At 28.1% G+C, this 17,491-nt stretch carries 14 protein-coding genes; 11 read left to right on the forward strand and 3 right to left on the reverse strand.

Translation table 11 applies throughout. From position 1 onward, the window contains the following. Positions 1–381 precede the first annotated feature (381 nt). The 8 genes from tmk (at position 382) to lolE (ending at position 7,579) form a co-directional block, all read left to right on the forward strand. Positions 382–1,017 carry a dTMP kinase gene (gene tmk / locus M9396_RS00395; protein WP_250256704.1) on the forward strand — a complete coding sequence of 212 codons (636 nt, stop codon included), beginning with the start codon at positions 382–384 and terminating at the stop codon, positions 1,015–1,017. 12 nt (positions 1,018–1,029) lie between these two features. After that, positions 1,030–2,031 carry a DNA polymerase III subunit delta' C-terminal domain-containing protein gene (locus M9396_RS00400; RefSeq protein ID WP_250256422.1) on the forward strand — a complete coding sequence of 334 codons (1,002 nt, stop codon included), beginning with the start codon at positions 1,030–1,032 and terminating at the stop codon, positions 2,029–2,031. 16 nt (positions 2,032–2,047) lie between these two features. Continuing rightward, positions 2,048–2,833 carry a YchF/TatD family DNA exonuclease gene (locus M9396_RS00405; protein ID WP_250256705.1) on the forward strand — a complete coding sequence of 262 codons (786 nt, stop codon included), beginning with the start codon at positions 2,048–2,050 and terminating at the stop codon, positions 2,831–2,833. A gap of 277 nt (positions 2,834–3,110) precedes the next feature. Then, the gene (locus M9396_RS00410) at positions 3,111–3,461 is read left to right on the forward strand and encodes an HIT domain-containing protein (protein ID WP_250241161.1); all 351 of its coding nucleotides are present in this window, start codon (positions 3,111–3,113) and stop codon (positions 3,459–3,461) included. Between the two features lie 228 nt (positions 3,462–3,689). Continuing rightward, the gene (locus M9396_RS00415; protein WP_250256706.1) at positions 3,690–4,187 is read left to right on the forward strand and encodes a penicillin-binding protein activator LpoB; all 498 of its coding nucleotides are present in this window, start codon (positions 3,690–3,692) and stop codon (positions 4,185–4,187) included. Between the two features lie 246 nt (positions 4,188–4,433). Further along, complete coding sequence (lolC, locus tag M9396_RS00420) at positions 4,434–5,639, forward strand: lipoprotein-releasing ABC transporter permease subunit LolC (protein WP_250241156.1); 1,206 nt, start codon at positions 4,434–4,436, stop codon at positions 5,637–5,639. Next, entirely contained in the window at positions 5,632–6,333 is a 702-nt protein-coding gene (lolD, locus tag M9396_RS00425) for a lipoprotein-releasing ABC transporter ATP-binding protein LolD (protein ID WP_250241153.1), read from the forward strand. Before lolC ends, lolD begins: the two co-directional genes overlap by 8 nt. Before the next feature lie 13 nt (positions 6,334–6,346). Continuing rightward, complete coding sequence (gene lolE / locus M9396_RS00430; protein ID WP_250242443.1) at positions 6,347–7,579, forward strand: lipoprotein-releasing ABC transporter permease subunit LolE; 1,233 nt, start codon at positions 6,347–6,349, stop codon at positions 7,577–7,579. 282 nt (positions 7,580–7,861) lie between these two features. Here the strand turns inward: lolE and purB are convergent, their stop codons facing one another. Then, positions 7,862–9,241: an adenylosuccinate lyase gene (gene purB / locus M9396_RS00435; protein WP_250256903.1), complete on the reverse strand. Its 1,380-nt coding sequence runs from the start codon at positions 9,239–9,241 to the stop codon at positions 7,862–7,864. 410 nt (positions 9,242–9,651) lie between these two features. Continuing rightward, positions 9,652–10,764, reverse strand: coding sequence for a tRNA 2-thiouridine(34) synthase MnmA (gene mnmA / locus M9396_RS00440; RefSeq protein WP_250256707.1), 1,113 nt, complete (start codon positions 10,762–10,764; stop codon positions 9,652–9,654). A 723-nt stretch (positions 10,765–11,487) separates the two neighbouring features. On the opposite strand from mnmA, the gene mntR reads away from it, so the two are divergent. Together mntR and M9396_RS00450 are read left to right on the forward strand one after the other, a co-directional pair. After that, positions 11,488–11,952, forward strand: a complete 465-nt coding sequence (gene mntR, locus M9396_RS00445) for a manganese-binding transcriptional regulator MntR (protein WP_250256708.1) — start codon at positions 11,488–11,490, stop codon at positions 11,950–11,952. Positions 11,953–12,414: 462 nt separating this feature from the next. After that, positions 12,415–13,059, forward strand: coding sequence for a transglycosylase SLT domain-containing protein (locus M9396_RS00450; protein ID WP_250256709.1), 645 nt, complete (start codon positions 12,415–12,417; stop codon positions 13,057–13,059). 931 nt (positions 13,060–13,990) lie between these two features. Here the strand turns inward: M9396_RS00450 and M9396_RS00455 are convergent. After that, a complete protein-coding gene (locus tag M9396_RS00455) occupies positions 13,991–14,629 on the reverse strand; it encodes a winged helix-turn-helix domain-containing protein (protein ID WP_250256432.1) in 639 nt (212 codons plus the stop codon). Between the two features lie 666 nt (positions 14,630–15,295). Here M9396_RS00455 and M9396_RS00460 point away from each other — a divergent pair. After that, entirely contained in the window at positions 15,296–17,377 is a 2,082-nt protein-coding gene (locus M9396_RS00460) for a TonB-dependent copper receptor (RefSeq protein WP_250256710.1), read from the forward strand. Positions 17,378–17,491 lie beyond the last annotated feature (114 nt).

Consider the following 17,491-nt stretch of genomic DNA (forward strand, 5'->3'; position numbering starts at 1 on the left):
ACAATGTTGTTTAAAATAATATATATATAAAATATTTATGCTCTCTGTTAGTTATAATTATATGTTGTATTAATTTCTTTAAAAGTAACTAATAATTTCAATAATAATTGTTATTTAAGATATTACTATGTAGAGTAAAACATGATATTTGCATCCGTAGGATATAAATCGTGTTTGGCAATCCTTGTAAGATTGATTAGGTTTTATTATTTTGGGTTTTATGGTTATATATTTGAAAAGATACGATTAGAGCATATATAAGATTATATGTTTTAATTATTGTTTATTTTCATCAATATATGAAATTTTATGGACTTTAATAAATAATTAAATAATTAAATAAAAACGATTACACACATTTATATCAGGATGCTCTATGCTATGGACAATAGGTTTATTACGATTGAAGGGTTAGATGGCGCTGGAAAAACTACTATTACTCATAGAATAAGTAAATACTTAAAAAATCAATATGGTGTAACCAATATTTTGACTACTCATGAACCCGGTGGGACGCCAGTTTCGGATTTTTTACGTGTATTGATTAAATATGGCGGTCCTATGAATGAACCTATCAATAGTATATCAGAATTATTAATGATATACGCTGCGCGATTACAATTGATAGAAAATGTTATTAAACCATCCTTATCTCAAGGTTATTGGGTAATTGGAGATAGATTTGATTTGTCTTCTCAGGCGTATCAAGGAGGCGGAAGAGAAATTGATATATTATTGTTACATGCTTTATCAGATAGGATCACAAATACCTTATCTCCAGATTTGACATTTTATCTTGATATTTCTCCAGAATTAAGCATATCTCGTATAAATCATAGACAGAAATTAGATCGTATTGAACAGGAGCCTCTGAGTTTTTTTGATCGCGTGCGTTCTTGTTACAAAAAATTAGCTTCTGAAAGAAAAAATATTGTCACGATTGATGCTACTCAAAGTTTAGAAGAAGTTTCCGTGTCTATTTATAGACATTTAGATTGGTGGTTCTTGCATCCGTAGGAATAATCTATAATGAGATGGTATCCTTGGTTAGATAGTACTTATAATCAAATATTAAATGCTTATCAACAAGATAGAGGACATCATGCTCTACTTTTAAATAGTAAACGAAACAATGGTGAAAATACTTTAATTTATGCTATTGCACGTTGGTTAATTTGTTCTCATCCTGACGCGAATCGATATTGCAATATTTGTTATGATTGTAGATTAATGAACGTAGGACATCATCCAGATTATTACGAAATAGGTCCTGAAAATAATACTCAAACTATAGGTGTAGATACTATGCGTGCTTGTATTAATTCTTTACGCAAACATGCATGCCGAAGCAAAGTAAAAATTATATATATAGAATATGTGGAATGTTTAACGGATCAGGCTGTTAATGCATTGTTAAAAACACTTGATGAACCCCCAACAAATACTTATTTTTTTTTTAAAACTCGAGATTACATGAAAATATCATTAACGTTGTTGAGTCGATGTATGCGATGGTCTATTATATCTCCGAAAGAATCGATAGGATTACAGTGGTTAATGAAAAATAGAGAAGGGATAAGTGATATTTTGTTGGCACAATGCGCATTACGGTTGTGTGATGGATCGCCTATAGAAGCTGCAGATATGTTTAAATTAGGTTTATGGAAACAACGATTAGAATTGTGCAAATGTATAAATTATGTAATTGCAAACGGGGATTTTTTAAAACTTGTGCCATTTTTAAATACTTGTAAGAATGATGTATATTTGTATTGGTTTATAACTGTACTTGTAGATGCATTAAAATGGAAGAAAGGGATAAAAAAAAGATTTTTAATAAATTTAGATCAAGTAGAATTGATTACTGTTATTACAGTTCATTGGAGTATTGTATCTTTAAGTCGTCAGTTACAACAATGGTTGGTGCTGTTACGTTATTTTCAAGAATTTACTAATATTGATCGCGAGTTATTATTGACTTATCGATTATTAAACTGGCAACAAGATATTGTTGAATCTTGTTTGTATTAATGGAGTATATAATGTTATGTTTTTGGTGGATTCCCATTGTCATTTAAATCAATTGAATTATCAAGATGTTCACAAAAATGTCTCAGATGTGTTAAAAAAAGCTAAACAAAAGGGGGTTCAATTAGTCTTGTCGGTCAGTCTTACTATGTCGGATTATGATGATATGGTAAAATTAATCGGATATAGAAGTGATGTTGTGTTTTCTTGTGGAGTACATCCCACACATATATATGATATTAATAATTTTGACAGCGAAAAATTGTATGTTTTGTCTTCTAAAAGGAATGTAGTAGCTATCGGTGAAACTGGATTGGATTATTATCATCGATTAGAATCAGATAGCAAAAAAAAGCAAAAAAAAGCATTTAGAGAACATATTCGTGTTGCTAAAGTAGCAAAAAAGCCAATTATTGTACATAGTCGCGATTCTTGCAAGGATACTGTCACTCTTTTACGATCAGAAGAAGCAGAGGAATGTGGTGGTGTATTGCATTGTTTTAGCGAAGATATAGATACTGCAAGATTATTGTTAAATCTCAATTTTTATATATCTTTTTCTGGAATGATAACGTTTACTAAATCTTATATGATGCAGGAAGTAATTAAATATGTACCTTCCGACCGTATTTTGTTAGAAACTGATTCTCCTTATCTAACTCCAGTTCCTTATAGAGGGCAAGAGAATCAACCTGCTTACATATATGAAATTGCCAAATACGTAGCGTCTATAAAAAATATAAATATAGATGAGTTAGCAGCCATCACTACATCTAATTTTCGTACCTTATTTCATTTGAAATAAAATTATAATAATATTATGTATTAATTTGTATGTATGTATGAATAGATTATTGTTCGTATTTTTGTTAATTTTTAGAGTATAATAATTATACTGGCGTTGAATTGTGCTTCAGTTAATGTGAGATTCATTGATGTGGTAATTATAGAACAAAATATAAGGGATAGTATTTTGAAGTAATGTAGTATCTGTATTTGTTGTTTTAAGAGTATAATGTTATTTGGTGTATTTAAAAAAAATTATTGTAGAATTCATATGATTTTTAGGAATAGAATAAGTTATGAAAAAAGACAATATTTTTATGAATATTATTCAAAAAAAAGTTGAAACCGATATCTTATATCAAGATGAGTTAGTTACCGCATTTTATGATTTAAATCCTAAGGCACCTGTTCATGTATTAATTGTTCCTAATATCTTGATTCCTACTGTTAATCATGTAACAACTCATGATGAAATAATATTAGGTAGATTATTTATAGTAGCAGCAAAAATCGCTGCACAAAAGAATATACATTCTTCAGGTTATCGTTTAATAGTTAATTGTAATGATCATTCTGGCCAAGAAATTTATCATCTTCATATGCATTTATTAGGTGGAAAGCCTTTGGGTCCTTTGTTGCAGAAGTAACATAGTTTGATTAAAAATGAATTTTTAAATCAATTGTGCGTTTTTTTTAAATAAGATAGCGTACTTATATATATGCATGATGCATAGATAACGAAGCGCGGTGCTTGTTGTATCAAATTCATATAATTAAATAAAAAATTTAAAAAAAGTAATATTAAATTTTATTGTCAACAATAGAATATATATATTATGATTGTAAATAAACAAATAATGTATCTATTTCTTAGTATGATTTTTTTAGATAATATTGGTTTGTGTGACAATAATGTGCCTATTTTGACGACAGAACCTACTTTATTAATACCACAAAAAATTAATTTAATTAATTGGCAACCGGTTTTATTAAGAATGCTTCAGAGTGTATTTTTTTTTGATAGTATCGAACGTGATAGCGTATTATTGGTAAATATGGTAAAGAATAAAACTGATGGTATTTTGCAGTCTAGCAAAATTACGAATATTTTGATTAATTATATTATAGAGAATACCAGCAAATATAATGTTATCGATATGGAAGTACTGTATTCTGTGTATAGGAAATTAGGTATGTTGCCAGAAGATAATAGAAATTCTTATAGTTTTTCTATGAAAATTGCAAATTATTTAAAAGCTAATTATATTTTGTATGGCACTGCCTATGGAGATGCATTAAAACCAAATTTAGAATTGCAATTAATATCCGTTAAGACCGGTGAGATTTTACGTGTTGTCAATAGTTCTGTATAGAGGATATGAAAAGTTCTTAATAATATTGAAATGTTAGTAATTTAAAAAACTCTTTTAAGAGACTGAGAAATATAATACTGAGGAATAATTCAGTTATTAAAATTTAATTAAAGTAATTATATTTATAATTTCAATAAATTTTGTATCTGTATGCATATGTGTATGTAATCATATATTTCATATAATGTAAAATATATGATTGTGTATTATTTTTTTATATTTATGAGGTAACTTAAACAAATATTGATGCATCGATCAACTATATTGTTTATTGCGCTACGTTATATTTCAGGAAAATCGATAGATCAATTTGGTCGGTATATTTATTGGTTTTCTAGTTTTTCTATTATGATTGGTGTGATGGCTACAATAACCGTGTTATCAGTCATGAACGGTTTTGAGCGTGAGTTAAAACAAAATCTTCTTAATTTTATACCTCATGCGTTACTCACGACCCCTAAAGGATACGTACATGTTAGAGACAAACCAAATTTAGTATTAGATCAACTACACAATATAACACGCAAGGAACCATTGGTCATATCCGATGTGATATTACAAAGTTCCAATAAAATGTCGTTTGGGGTGATGTTAGGGATCAATCCAAATTGTTTTGAACCGTTGTGTGATTATTTGCTAAAGAAACATGAAAATCAATTGGTTTTAGGAAAATATTATATAATTCTTGGCGCAGCATTAGCAAAAAAAATTGAAGCAAATATCAATGATCAAATTCGTTTGATTATTCCTTCTGTTATGCAGATCACTCCTATTGGCTATATCCCCAGTCAACGATTGTTTACGGTATTAGATATTTTTATTACTAACAGTGAAGTTGATTCTTATCAAGTATTAGTTCATCAATCAGATGCTGCTGCGTTAATGCATTATCCATTACAATGTGTTACTGGGTGGCGTTTATGGCTAAATGAACCATTTTTACTCAGTGACTATACTCAACAATTGCGATTACATACAGACTGGATTTGGAAGGATTGGAGAGAATATAAAGGATCTTTATTTCAAGCGATGAAAATGGAAAAAAATATAATGTCTTTGTTGTTAGGTTTAATTATAATAGCAGCAGGTTTTAACATTGTTGCTTTTTTAGTATTATTAATATTGGAAAAACAAATAGAAATTGCAATACTCAAAACATATGGTTTCACTCGCCGCCAGATTATTTTGCTGTTTATGGTTCAAGGAGTTACTAATGGTTTTTTTGGTATTATATTGGGAACAATATTAGGAGTATTGTTATCTCATAAGTTAAATAAAATATTATTATTTTTAAAAATATTTCCAGATACTATATTTTTACCTATAGAAATAAAATATTCTCAAATATTAAGTATCATATTTATGACGTTTATTATGATCTTATTGGCTACGCTATACCCATCGTGGCGAGCAGCTTCCTTTCATCCTGCAAAAATTTTACGTTATGGCTGATATTCCATTATTGCATTGCATCCAGTTAACAAAATATTATCAACGTGCTAATTTCTTAATTAGAGTGTTGAATTGCATTACTCTGAGTATACAACTTAATGAAATGATTGCTGTGGTAGGCGCATCTGGATCTGGTAAAAGTACATTGTTACATTTGCTTGGAGGATTGGATAAACCAACTGAAGGAGAGATATTTTTTGAGGGTCATGCGCTACATAAGTTAACTGACAATGAACGTTCTGTGATACGTAATAAACGGTTAGGGTTTGTTTATCAATTTCATCATTTATTGTTAGATTTTGATGTTTTAGAAAATGTAGCAATGCCCTTGTTGATTGGAGGTATTGAGTTTAATCAGGCAAAAAGTAGAGCACAATGTGTATTAGAGTCAGTTGGATTAAAAAATCATATTCATTCTTTTCCGCATGAATTATCTGGAGGAGAAAGTCAACGAGTTACTGTAGCTCGGGCTATAGTAAATAATCCATCTTTAATATTAGCTGATGAACCAACTGGTAATTTAGATCAAAAAAATTCAGATAGTATTTTTCAATTATTAAAAAAGTTAAATACATATTATGGCACAACTTTTGTAATAGCAACGCATGATTTAGATTTTGCTAAACAATGCCATAAAATATTAATGATATCTAATGGTAAAATAAAACTGAGGCAGAATGATTCGTTTAGGTAATTGTTTATAAATGATGTTGTCTTTGAAAATTGCATTAAAATTTCATCGAGGTTCGAGTGGTAATATTTTAATATCTTTAATGTCTTTGATTTCTGTTATTGGTATTACTATAGGAATATCTATATCTATAATTGCATTAAGTACAATGAATGGTTTTAAATATGAATTAAGTAATCGTATTTTATCAGTTATTCCACATGGAGAAATTGAACCAATAAAAGCGCCATTCATTAATTGGCAAACAGTTTTAGAGTGTATTCGTCAGATACCAGATATTAGTCATGTGAATCCTTATATTAATTTTTATGGTGTTGTTGAATATAATAATAAATGGCATGTAGTTTATGTTAGAAGTGTAGATTTAAAGCAAAACGTGAATGAAAACGCATTACTTAATTTTATAGAAAAAGATTCTTGGAAATATTTTTGTGAAAATATAGAAAAAATTATTTTAGGGAAAGGTATATCAGAAGATTTAGGAATTAAAGTGGGTGATTGGATTACCGTTTTGACTGCTCATGATTTTCGTTCGAACAATAAATTATTATCATCCAAAAAAATTCGTTTACAAGTAGCTGGGATATTAAATTTAAATAGTCAATTAGACTGCAATATTGCAATAATGTCTTTATCAGATGTGCAACGTTATTATGATGAAACGTCAGATGTTTCAGGCATAGCTATTAAGATTAACAATATTTTTTCTGTTAATAAAATACTGTATAAAATTCAAAGAATGCTTAACCATCAGGTTTGTATGCGAAGTTGGATGGATACTTATGGGTATATTTATCAAGATATTCAAATGGTTCGCATAATTATATATTTATCAATGATATTAATTATAGGTATTTCTTGTTTTAATGTAGTTGCTGTACTGATTTTATCTATAAAAGACAAAAACTATGATATTGCGATAATACGCGCATTGGGGGCTAAAAATATTTTCATTCAATGTGTTTTTTTTTGGTATGGGTTAATTATTTATACAATTTCTAGTATTATAGGGACTGGATTGGGTATTTTTATAGCTTTTAATTTAACGAGTTTAATTACGATATGTAATGATTTATTGGGAAGTAAAATTTTATCAGAAGGAACTTATTTTATTAATTTTGTACCCGTTAAGCTAAACGAGTGGGACATATTGTTGGTATTAAGCACAACATTATTACTAGGTTCATTAACTAGTTGGTATGCAGCGTCAAAAATAAGGAAGGTTAATTTATCTAAAATCTTAAAATAGCATGATCATGGTTTTTATTAGAGTATTATAATGGTGCTTTGAGTAGATCAATTGGTTAAATCATATGATCGGATTATTAATAAAATGTCAAGTTGATACAAATATAATAAGATGATATACTATGTTTATAGTTTCAAAATATATGTGATTGTTATATATTAGAAATACAATATAACCTGAATCGTTTGGTTTGTTTCATATGTTTTATAGTATTTATTTCATGGTTTCATTATTTTCACAATAATAATGATTAATTACATATATAATAATTGATTATTTTTATTATATTATATCAGTGATGTCATTTGCCATGACTGCTGCCAATCCTATGTAATCAAGTGGAGTGATCTTCTGTAATCGTATTTTTTCTGCTGCTGGTAATGGTAGTGATTCAATAAAAATTTTTATTTTTTCAGGATTAATCTTGGTATTATTGATGAATTGTTTTGTGCATTCATAAGATTCATGAATATTGTGTCGCCGCATTACTGTTTGAATAGCTTCGCTTAACACTATCCAGTTTTTATTTAATTCGGTTAATACATGTTCTTTATTAACTGTCAGTGTTTTTATGCCTTTTAATACGCTATGGTAGGCAATTAAGGCATACCCCATGGCCATGCCTAGATTTCTTAGAACAGTAGAATCGCTTAAATCACGTTGCCAACGTGATATTGGCAGTTTAGCGGAAAAATGGTTAAACATGGCATTTGCTAACCCTAAATTTCCTTCAGAATTTTCAAAGTTTATAGGATTTACTTTATATGGCATAGTAGAAGATCCAATTGTACTATTGTTATGATTTTGTTTAAAATAATTAAGAGCAATATATCCCCATATGTCTCTATTAAAATTTATTAATATGGTATTAAATCGTGCAATGCAGTCGGATAGTTCGGCAATATAATCGTGTGGTTCTATTTGTGTTGTATAAGGGTTCCATTTCATGCCTAAAGATATAACAAACTCTTCACTGAATTTGCGCCAATTTATTTCTGGATATGCTATTATGTGAGCATTATAGTTTCCTACGGCACCATTAATTTTACCTAAAATTTTGATTGATTCTAATTGATGATATTGACGTATCAAACGGTATGCAATATTAGCCATTTCCTTTCCGATAGTAGAAGGGGTAGCGGGTTGCCCATGGGTTCTAGATAACACAGGAATATCTTTATAATTAATACTCATTTTTTTTATTTCGTTAATAATTTGTTTCCAAATAGGCAAAAAAATAGTTTTTTTGGCGTTAGTCAGCATCAATCCATATGCAAGATTGTTAATATCGTCTGAAGTACAAGCGAAATGAATAAATTCTCTGATTTTTTTTAAATTAGGTAATATGTTTATTTTTTCTTTTAAAAAATATTCTATTGCTTTGAGATCATGATTGGTTATTTTTTCTATTTCTTGAATACGTTCTGCGTCTTTAATATTAAAGTTGATTGCCAGTTTATTTAAAAAATCACATTCGATTTGTGTAAAAGGTGGTATTTCTTTGATAGAAATTGTGTTAGCCAGTTTTTTTAACCAATGAATCTCTATTTGGACACGAAATTTTAGTAAACTAAATTCACTAAAAATATTACGTAAAGAATCAGTTTGTTTGTAGTAACGGCCATCAATAGGAGATATTACAGTTAAGGGCGATAATGTTATCATTTTTTCCTCTTCATAATTAATTAGATGCTTATATTTTATATTTTATTTAAAAATTACAAGTTTATCCAAGATATAATATGTATATCTTATTGAATATTTTATATTTTTGTAAGAAAGTTTTATTTCATAAATATAGATGATTATATCGATACTAGCATTAATGTTAAAAAATATATGGGATGATAATAATTAATGATAATTGATCATAATGATAGACATGATTTTGTAGAATATTCATATGATTGATTTATTGATATTTATTTAGGTGATTTTAGTTGTAACTAAACCCATAAAACTATAATATTTATTTAAAATGGAAGTGTAAATTACATGCAATAACTATTAGTTATATTTGATCTTAATATAATTGATGTTTTTGATATTTGTTAGAACAATTATTCTAATACTTAAGAATCTAAAAAAGGGTATATTTTTGTAATAATTCCCCCGCCCAAACAACGTTCTTTTAAATAAAATACTGCTGATTGTCCTGGTGTAATTGCTAAAACTGGAATTTTTAAAATAACTTTAAGATTGTTGTTTAAAAGGGGATATACTTGACATTGAATATCGGGGTGTCTATATCTGGTTTTAACTGTGCAATGTAAAGGGGATGCAAGTGCGTGTCGTTTTACCCATTGGGTTTGTTCAGTAATGAATGCGATAGACATGAGACGTGGATGATTACGTCCTTGTGCTGCAATTAATGTATTATTTGATATATTTTTATCTATTACGTACCATGGTTGTCCATTTCCTTGTTTCAGTCCACCTATTTTTAGGCCTTTTCTTTGTCCTAAGGTATAAAATGATACTCCTTGGTGCGCTCCGATTGTATCTCCATTTATATCGATTATAACTCCCGGTCGTATTGGTATATATTTACTAATAAAATCTTTAAATTTACGTTTACCAATAAAACAGATACCAGTTGAGTCTTTTTTGTTTGCTGTGATTAAGTTTAATTTTTTAGCAATATTTCTAACTTGAGATTTATTTAATGTTCCTACAGGAAATAAACATTGTTTAAGTTGTTTATAGCTTAGTGTATATAAAAAATAACTTTGATCTTTATTTCGGTCTGCACCACGCATCAGATAAGTTGTTTTATTCATATCAACACGGCGTACATAATGTCCGGTTGCAATGAGATCTGCGCCTAGATCTTGCAATGCAAATTTTAAAAAATACTTAAATTTAATCTCTTTGTTACAAAGTATATCAGGATTGGGAGTTCGACCCGCTCTATATTCTTGTAAAAATACTTGAAATACATCTTCCCAATATTCTTTAGAAAAATTTATGGTATGTAGATATATGCCCAAATTATCGCAAACAGCATGAGTATCTGATAAGTCAGATGCTGATGCACAATGTTCTGTGTTGTCGTCATCTTCCCAATTTTTCATAAATAATCCTTCTACTTTATATCCTTTTTGTTGTAGCAACCATGCAGATACAGAAGAATCTACACCACCAGACATGCCAACAATTACTTTTTTTGTGTGATTATATGACATAATTTATAAAAAAAATAAAACATCAAATGATTTATATAGTATGTAATATAGAAACTTTATATTTTAAGTATTTACTTACATAAATGTATTCGGATAATAATAGTATACTGGATAATCTATACGATTTATTTTTTAATTTTCAAAATATACATTTTAAAAAATTAAATATTTTTAACTCATATGCAAGATGAAATTAAAAGATATTTATTTGATCTATGAAGATAATGATCTAGTGTATTAGATGAGATTATCATTATTCAAGGGTAATTTGACATGTAAATATCATATTCTTCTAAAGATGTTGTCAATTAATTATCTATTCTATCAACGTACGTTGATTACTGTTATTACATATTCAATATATGGATAAATTACGATAGATCAAGATAATTTTTTATGTAATCAATTATTAAAAGATATACATAAAAAATCTATCTAATATTCGGATAATTGTTCTGTCTACTTAAGAGATCAGCACGATAGTCAAATATTTAATTTGTTTCTATGTTATACATATATATGTAGTGTTTATTATTTTTATTTACATATATAAATTATTTGATATATGGTGTTTACTAATATGGAGTATAGCAATGTAGATTGTGAACTGTATATTTACACATGTAAACAAGTATATAACGATTATTATTTATTAAATATAACATCTACTTACGCAAATCGATAAAAAAGTATTATTATTTACAAGTAATATGAGATTTTATTATGACTAAAAATGATATAGAAGTATTGTCCAGTAATTTAGCATGTTTTCAAAAAAAAACAGATAATTTACAAGGATTTATCCAGGTTAGAGCAGCACATCGACGCGAGCTTGTTGATGATTATATTGAATTAATTGCAGATTTAATTCAAGAACGTGGGGAAGCGCGTCAGGTAGATTTAGCATTAAGACTTGGAGTAACGCAACCAACAGTAGCAAAAATGTTAAAAAAGTTGATTGCTTCTTCATTAATTAAGCATAAACGTTATTGTGGAGTATCGTTGACAGAACAAGGAAGACAATTGGCTAATGAAAATCATATACGACACAAAATTGTAAAAACTTTTCTAATAGATTTAGGCATCAATAAAAAAATCGCTCAAAGAGATGCAGAAGGCATCGAGCATCATGTTAGCAATGAAACATTGTTGGCATTTATTCAATTCTCTAAGCGCTTCAATAAATAATTATCTATGTACGTGATTTTATCTATGTATGTAATACATAGATGGTAAAAAGTAAATTTTAACATTGTGTATTATAATTATAGATATTTAATTTTGAGTTTTTGTTTTAATAATTTTTTTGTTTAAATTCATTTAAGTAATTATTATTTAATTTTAGTAAAAAACGTATAAAACTTATGTTATCCTTATCTGTTAAAGAAATAAATATTTTGTTCTATACAGAACAGTCAATGTTTTTAAATATTTTTAGTATAAACTTTAAGTATAATTATTTTTTGGTAACAAATATAACATGAATCATTATTCGTGTATTTATGTGTGTATCTATACATACATAGATGTTCCTATATATTTTAATTATTAAAATTGTGAAAAAATTAATTTTTTAAAGTATGAGAGCATCACTTTTGTATAATAATTTTATGAAGAAATACATATTTTGATCATAAAAATCATGAAATTATGAAGATATACATAATACATTTAGTTGTAATTTTGTTACTAACAACTTGTGCTCAAAAAAATATTGAAAAAAATACTACATGGACATTATATACTAATTCAAAGTACAAGATAATTTGTTTTCCTAAACGAATTACACCGTCTATGTATAATGATTACATTCATTATTGTGCTATGAATTATGGAGTAGATGCATCTTTAGTGAAAGCCATTATTCAAGTAGAATCTAATTATAATCCTGCTGTAATCAGTAAATCTAATGCTGTTGGGTTAATGCAGCTTAAAGCGGATACTGCAGGAAGAGATGCTTATCGTTTGAAAGGATGGAGAGGAGAACCTAGTATTCATGAATTAAAAAATGCTGCTGTTAATATTGATCTTGGTACTGCTTATTTGTCTATATTGCAAAAACAATTAGAGGGAATTATTGATATAAAAACTAGACGCTATGCCATAATTGTTGCTTATGTGAATGGTTTAAGCGCATTATTGAAAACATTTTCTATTGATCGTAATTATGCTATTGAAAAAATAAACAAACTTAATCCCGAACAATTTTACCAACATATACAATCTCATCATCCATCTAAGCAAGCGCAACGCTATTTATTTAAAGTTAATTCTATTTATATTACACAAAATTAATTATAATCATAGTGTATATTTATAAAAATATTTTATTTTTGATAAAATTTTGTAAGATATACTTTATGGTTATTGTGATTTGATAGAACATATTATTAGTATAATTTGTTCATAGTAAGTTAATTTTATGTAATTTAAATAAGTAAATGGTATATTTAATTTCGGTTGTTGTTAAAATAAATAAATACAGGATATTGAAATTTTGAACGATAATAAACAGTTGGTCTGACTAAGTTAAATTGGCTATAATGATATTGAAAATATTATAATATTTTCTTTTTCTAATTATTTAATTAGAAAAACTTTATCTTATGCAGAGAATAATTTGTGTCTATCTATTTGATAGATAATATATGTATTTATATGCAGTGATACATATTCATCATTGTTGAGCAGATATAAATGTCAGTTTATTTTAATGATTTAGATATATACGATTGATTTATATTTTTTTAGGGGCATCCCTATTCTGGGGAGTACCTATTAACAACGAATTAAAAAATAATAATTTTTTAATTTTTGTGATGTTTATTTTATAATGTGATTTTTTTAGTAAAAATTTAAGAATTAAAACAATGCGATAATGTCTTATAAGAGAATAGTATTATTTTTTAAATAAATAGTTGATAGATATCATCTATAGTGTTTGTTAAATTTTAACAAAAGGGAAATGTGTTGAATTTAGTTAGTTTATTTAACGAATTTATAAATGGGTGTTTTCATTGAAGAAGTGGTTTTTGATTGAAAGAATATATAAATAAATGTATTTTATTTTTCATATGTTTTTAGGAATTATTAGTGAATAATGCGTACAATCCAGGTAAGTTGTTGCAAGCGCATATTGTTATTATATGCATGTTGTATAAAAATTAAAAATTTTAGAGTTAAAAATCAAGATAATATGAATTATATTATTATTTATTTGATTGTGTTATGTAATTTCGGTGCATTGCATAATGCAGTCATTGCATTCAAATCCCAATTCTGAATGAAAAGCGCAAATGTTACATGAGTTTATTTCTTTACAACAATATAGTTTAATATGATCTTTTTTAGTGTATAAGTACACAAAACCAATGCTGAGTAATATTACGACCATTATCGTCAGGGTAATCATATATTTTATATGAGCTTTGATATTTAGTAAAATAGAAGATGATAATAAATTATTGTTTTGATCTGTGGTTTTATGTAGAGGGGAAGATACGCATGGTCTATCTTCGTGTATTTTTTCTATAATCAATTGATTGTTTAACTTTAAACCTCGTTTAGGAATAGTTATAATGGATGAGGAATCTAATCCAAAAGATGTTAAAGTTTTTCGTATTAAACTAATTTGTTGATTTAAGTTGCCGTTAGATGGTTCCAGTCCATAAGCTCTCCAAACGATTGAAAACAAATGTTCTCGAGTGACTGGCGCACAAATATCAATATTGTGTCGTTTAATTAGCTCTTCTAATACCCGTCCAGCAGAATTAGATAATTTTACTGATGTATTGGAATCAGTTAATGATGTCAGAGTATACTCTGTAGTGTCAAATATTATAGTCGATTGAATGACATATTTCATGTAATTACTCTATATGAACTGTACGTGGATAAATCAACATTTGCGTCAGCTGTTTACATAAGATTCAGATAATATATTTTTTTTATTAAAATATATATAGATACTATAAAAAGTATTTCATTATAAAAATGCATTAACATGATTGTAATGCGTGTTATTTAGATTGCGCGCGTTTGCAATTTATTTTTTGATAGTATAACAACATTTTGTAAAAATCTAGCATATTAGTACGTGTACTGCTCAAAATCAATATCGTCTTAATATTGATTTTGAGCAGTTAATTCTTGTGATAAATTAAATAAAACGTGTTAACTAAACTTTAGTTGAAGATATAGAAATAGTAAGTACTTTAATTTCCTCAGTGTTAGTGTAATGTTGCAAATTCAATGTTATATAGATCACAATTTCTTTTTAAGAAATATGATATTTGTAAATAATTTCAAGATTATTTTTTTAGTCAGAAACGATCGATTTTGATCAAGATTGTTAATATTATCTATTTATCTGATTTTATATTAGAAGAAATTAAGTTTTTAATATATATTGTAATAATGATATTAGTATCTTGAAAAGAATGCAATAGTTACGAGCATACATATGGTATATGGTAAGTTTTTTTATAGTCATGAAATATTAATGCATATGATATTATTTTTGATATGTTTTGTGTTAATCATATTTACTGTTAATAATTCTCAAGCTAATTCAAATGATGTATCTGTTAGCAGTAGACATAAAGATACTTCGATATCAATATTTAGTAGCATACAAGAACTACCTATATTACTCCAAGGAAAAATGCATGATGATGTCATAACTGTTATTTCGACAAAAAATTCCCCGTTGATTTTTAGTGATTCTCCTGCAACATCTTTGCAGTCGTTGTATGTAATTGATGTTTCTGATTATTTAAAAGGTATTGCTGGATTCTCTGCTATTCGTAATGGAGGAGTGAATAACGAACCAGTGTTTAGGGGAATGTTTGGATCTCGAATACGTATTTTGATGGATAATGGAGAAATACTTGGTGCCTGTTGTTCTCATATGGATCCTGTTAGTGCTTATATTTTTCCTGAGACTTTTGATATTTTAAATATCATTAAAGGCCCTCAAACAGTACTATGGGGTCCTGTAACATCTGCGGGTACGTTGCAATTTGAACGATATCATCCTCGATTTGATAAATCAAAAATTCAATTGCGTAGTAATGTAACAATCGGTGCAAATAATAAAATAGATAAAAATATAGATAGTATTATGGGGAGCAAATACGGCTATATTAGATTGATAGGCAATATTTCTCGTTCAGACGACTATCATGATGGTAATAAAGACCAGGTACATTCTGCGTGGTATAAATGGAACGCTGATGCGATTTTGTCATTTAATTTGAGTGCAGATACATATTTAGAAGTCAGCCTAGGACAGGGAAATGGTACTGCAAATTATGCCGCTCGATCTATGGATGGGTTATGTTTTGCTAGAGAAAGTTATGGAATGAAAATAGAAACTTTAGATATCAGCAAAATATTAGATAAAATTGAATTGCAAGCTTGGCATAATTATGTAAGCCATATTATGGCTGATACTGTGTCTCATAATACAGAACTATCTACTGGAAAATGCTGTGGGTTTAGTAGTGGTAATATTAACAATAATGTTGATCGATTAATATGGGGTGCACGAGGTATTACTGTATCTCAATGGGACAATATCAAATGTCATAGTGGCGCAGATGTTCAAATTAATACACATAGAAAACGTATAGAATCTAATTCTAATTGGAAAACGGACATTGTCTCTCGAGACACTGGTATATTTACCGAATTGATCGTTGATTCATTGTCAAACAGAAGATTTATTGGAGGGACACGACTGGAATACAGTGTAATTAATTTTAATAATTGTTCTAAATATAAACGACATGGTATAGTATATCCTGCTGGGTTTGTACGCTATGAAGATAATATCAATCCGTTGTTGTCGTATTATATTGGTGTAGGTACAAGTTTTCGTTTGCCTGATTATTGGGAGTTATCTTATACTAAATCCGGAGAAAATATTAATAATATAGATGATATTTTAAAATTAAAACCTGAAAAAACTGTTCAGATAGATATAGGAGCATGTTTTCAACATCTACAAATAAATGGATGGATATCATCTTATGCTGGATATGTTAAAGATTTTATCGTATGTGATTATCGCAATGATGATACCATACAAGATGGTATTATTTACGCAGAGAACATTCATGCTAAAATATGCGGAACTGAAGTAGGATTAAATTATCAATTTAATGAGCATTGGCACACTGCAACTAATATCTCGTGGTCCTGGGGCATGAATATTGATAATGGTTGCACTTTATTCAGAACGCCTCCATTGGAGGGTAGGGTTACATGCCAATGGATACGAGGAAGTTATAGTATAGCTGCTAAGTGGAGATTGGCATTGGCGCAATCTATTAATAATTCGTTGATGTCACAGGAATCTTTTGTTTCTAGAAATATGTTGCCTCATACAAGTGTAAATTGTAATACTTCAGGATTTGGAATATTATCCATGAATTTTGCGTGGAAAAGTTCCCAATTTTATAAATTTAGCATTGGTGTAGATAATTTACTAAATCATTCTTATAGAGAATATCTGAATTCGTATGTTCATAAACGACTTGGATATCCTTCTGGCACTCTGATTTATGAACCAGGGCGTACCTGGTGGATTAAATTAGGTATGGAGTTATGAGTTATAAACATAAACAAAAGATAAAAAATCTTTACTGATATTAATGTGATTGATGCAACGAGTATGTATGAATTTACCATGATTTTTGAAAAAAACCTAACAGATGGACTTGCA

Origin of the sequence: Blochmannia endosymbiont of Camponotus modoc (genome assembly GCF_023585785.1) — a bacterium.
GTDB lineage: Bacteria > Pseudomonadota > Gammaproteobacteria > Enterobacterales > Enterobacteriaceae > Blochmanniella.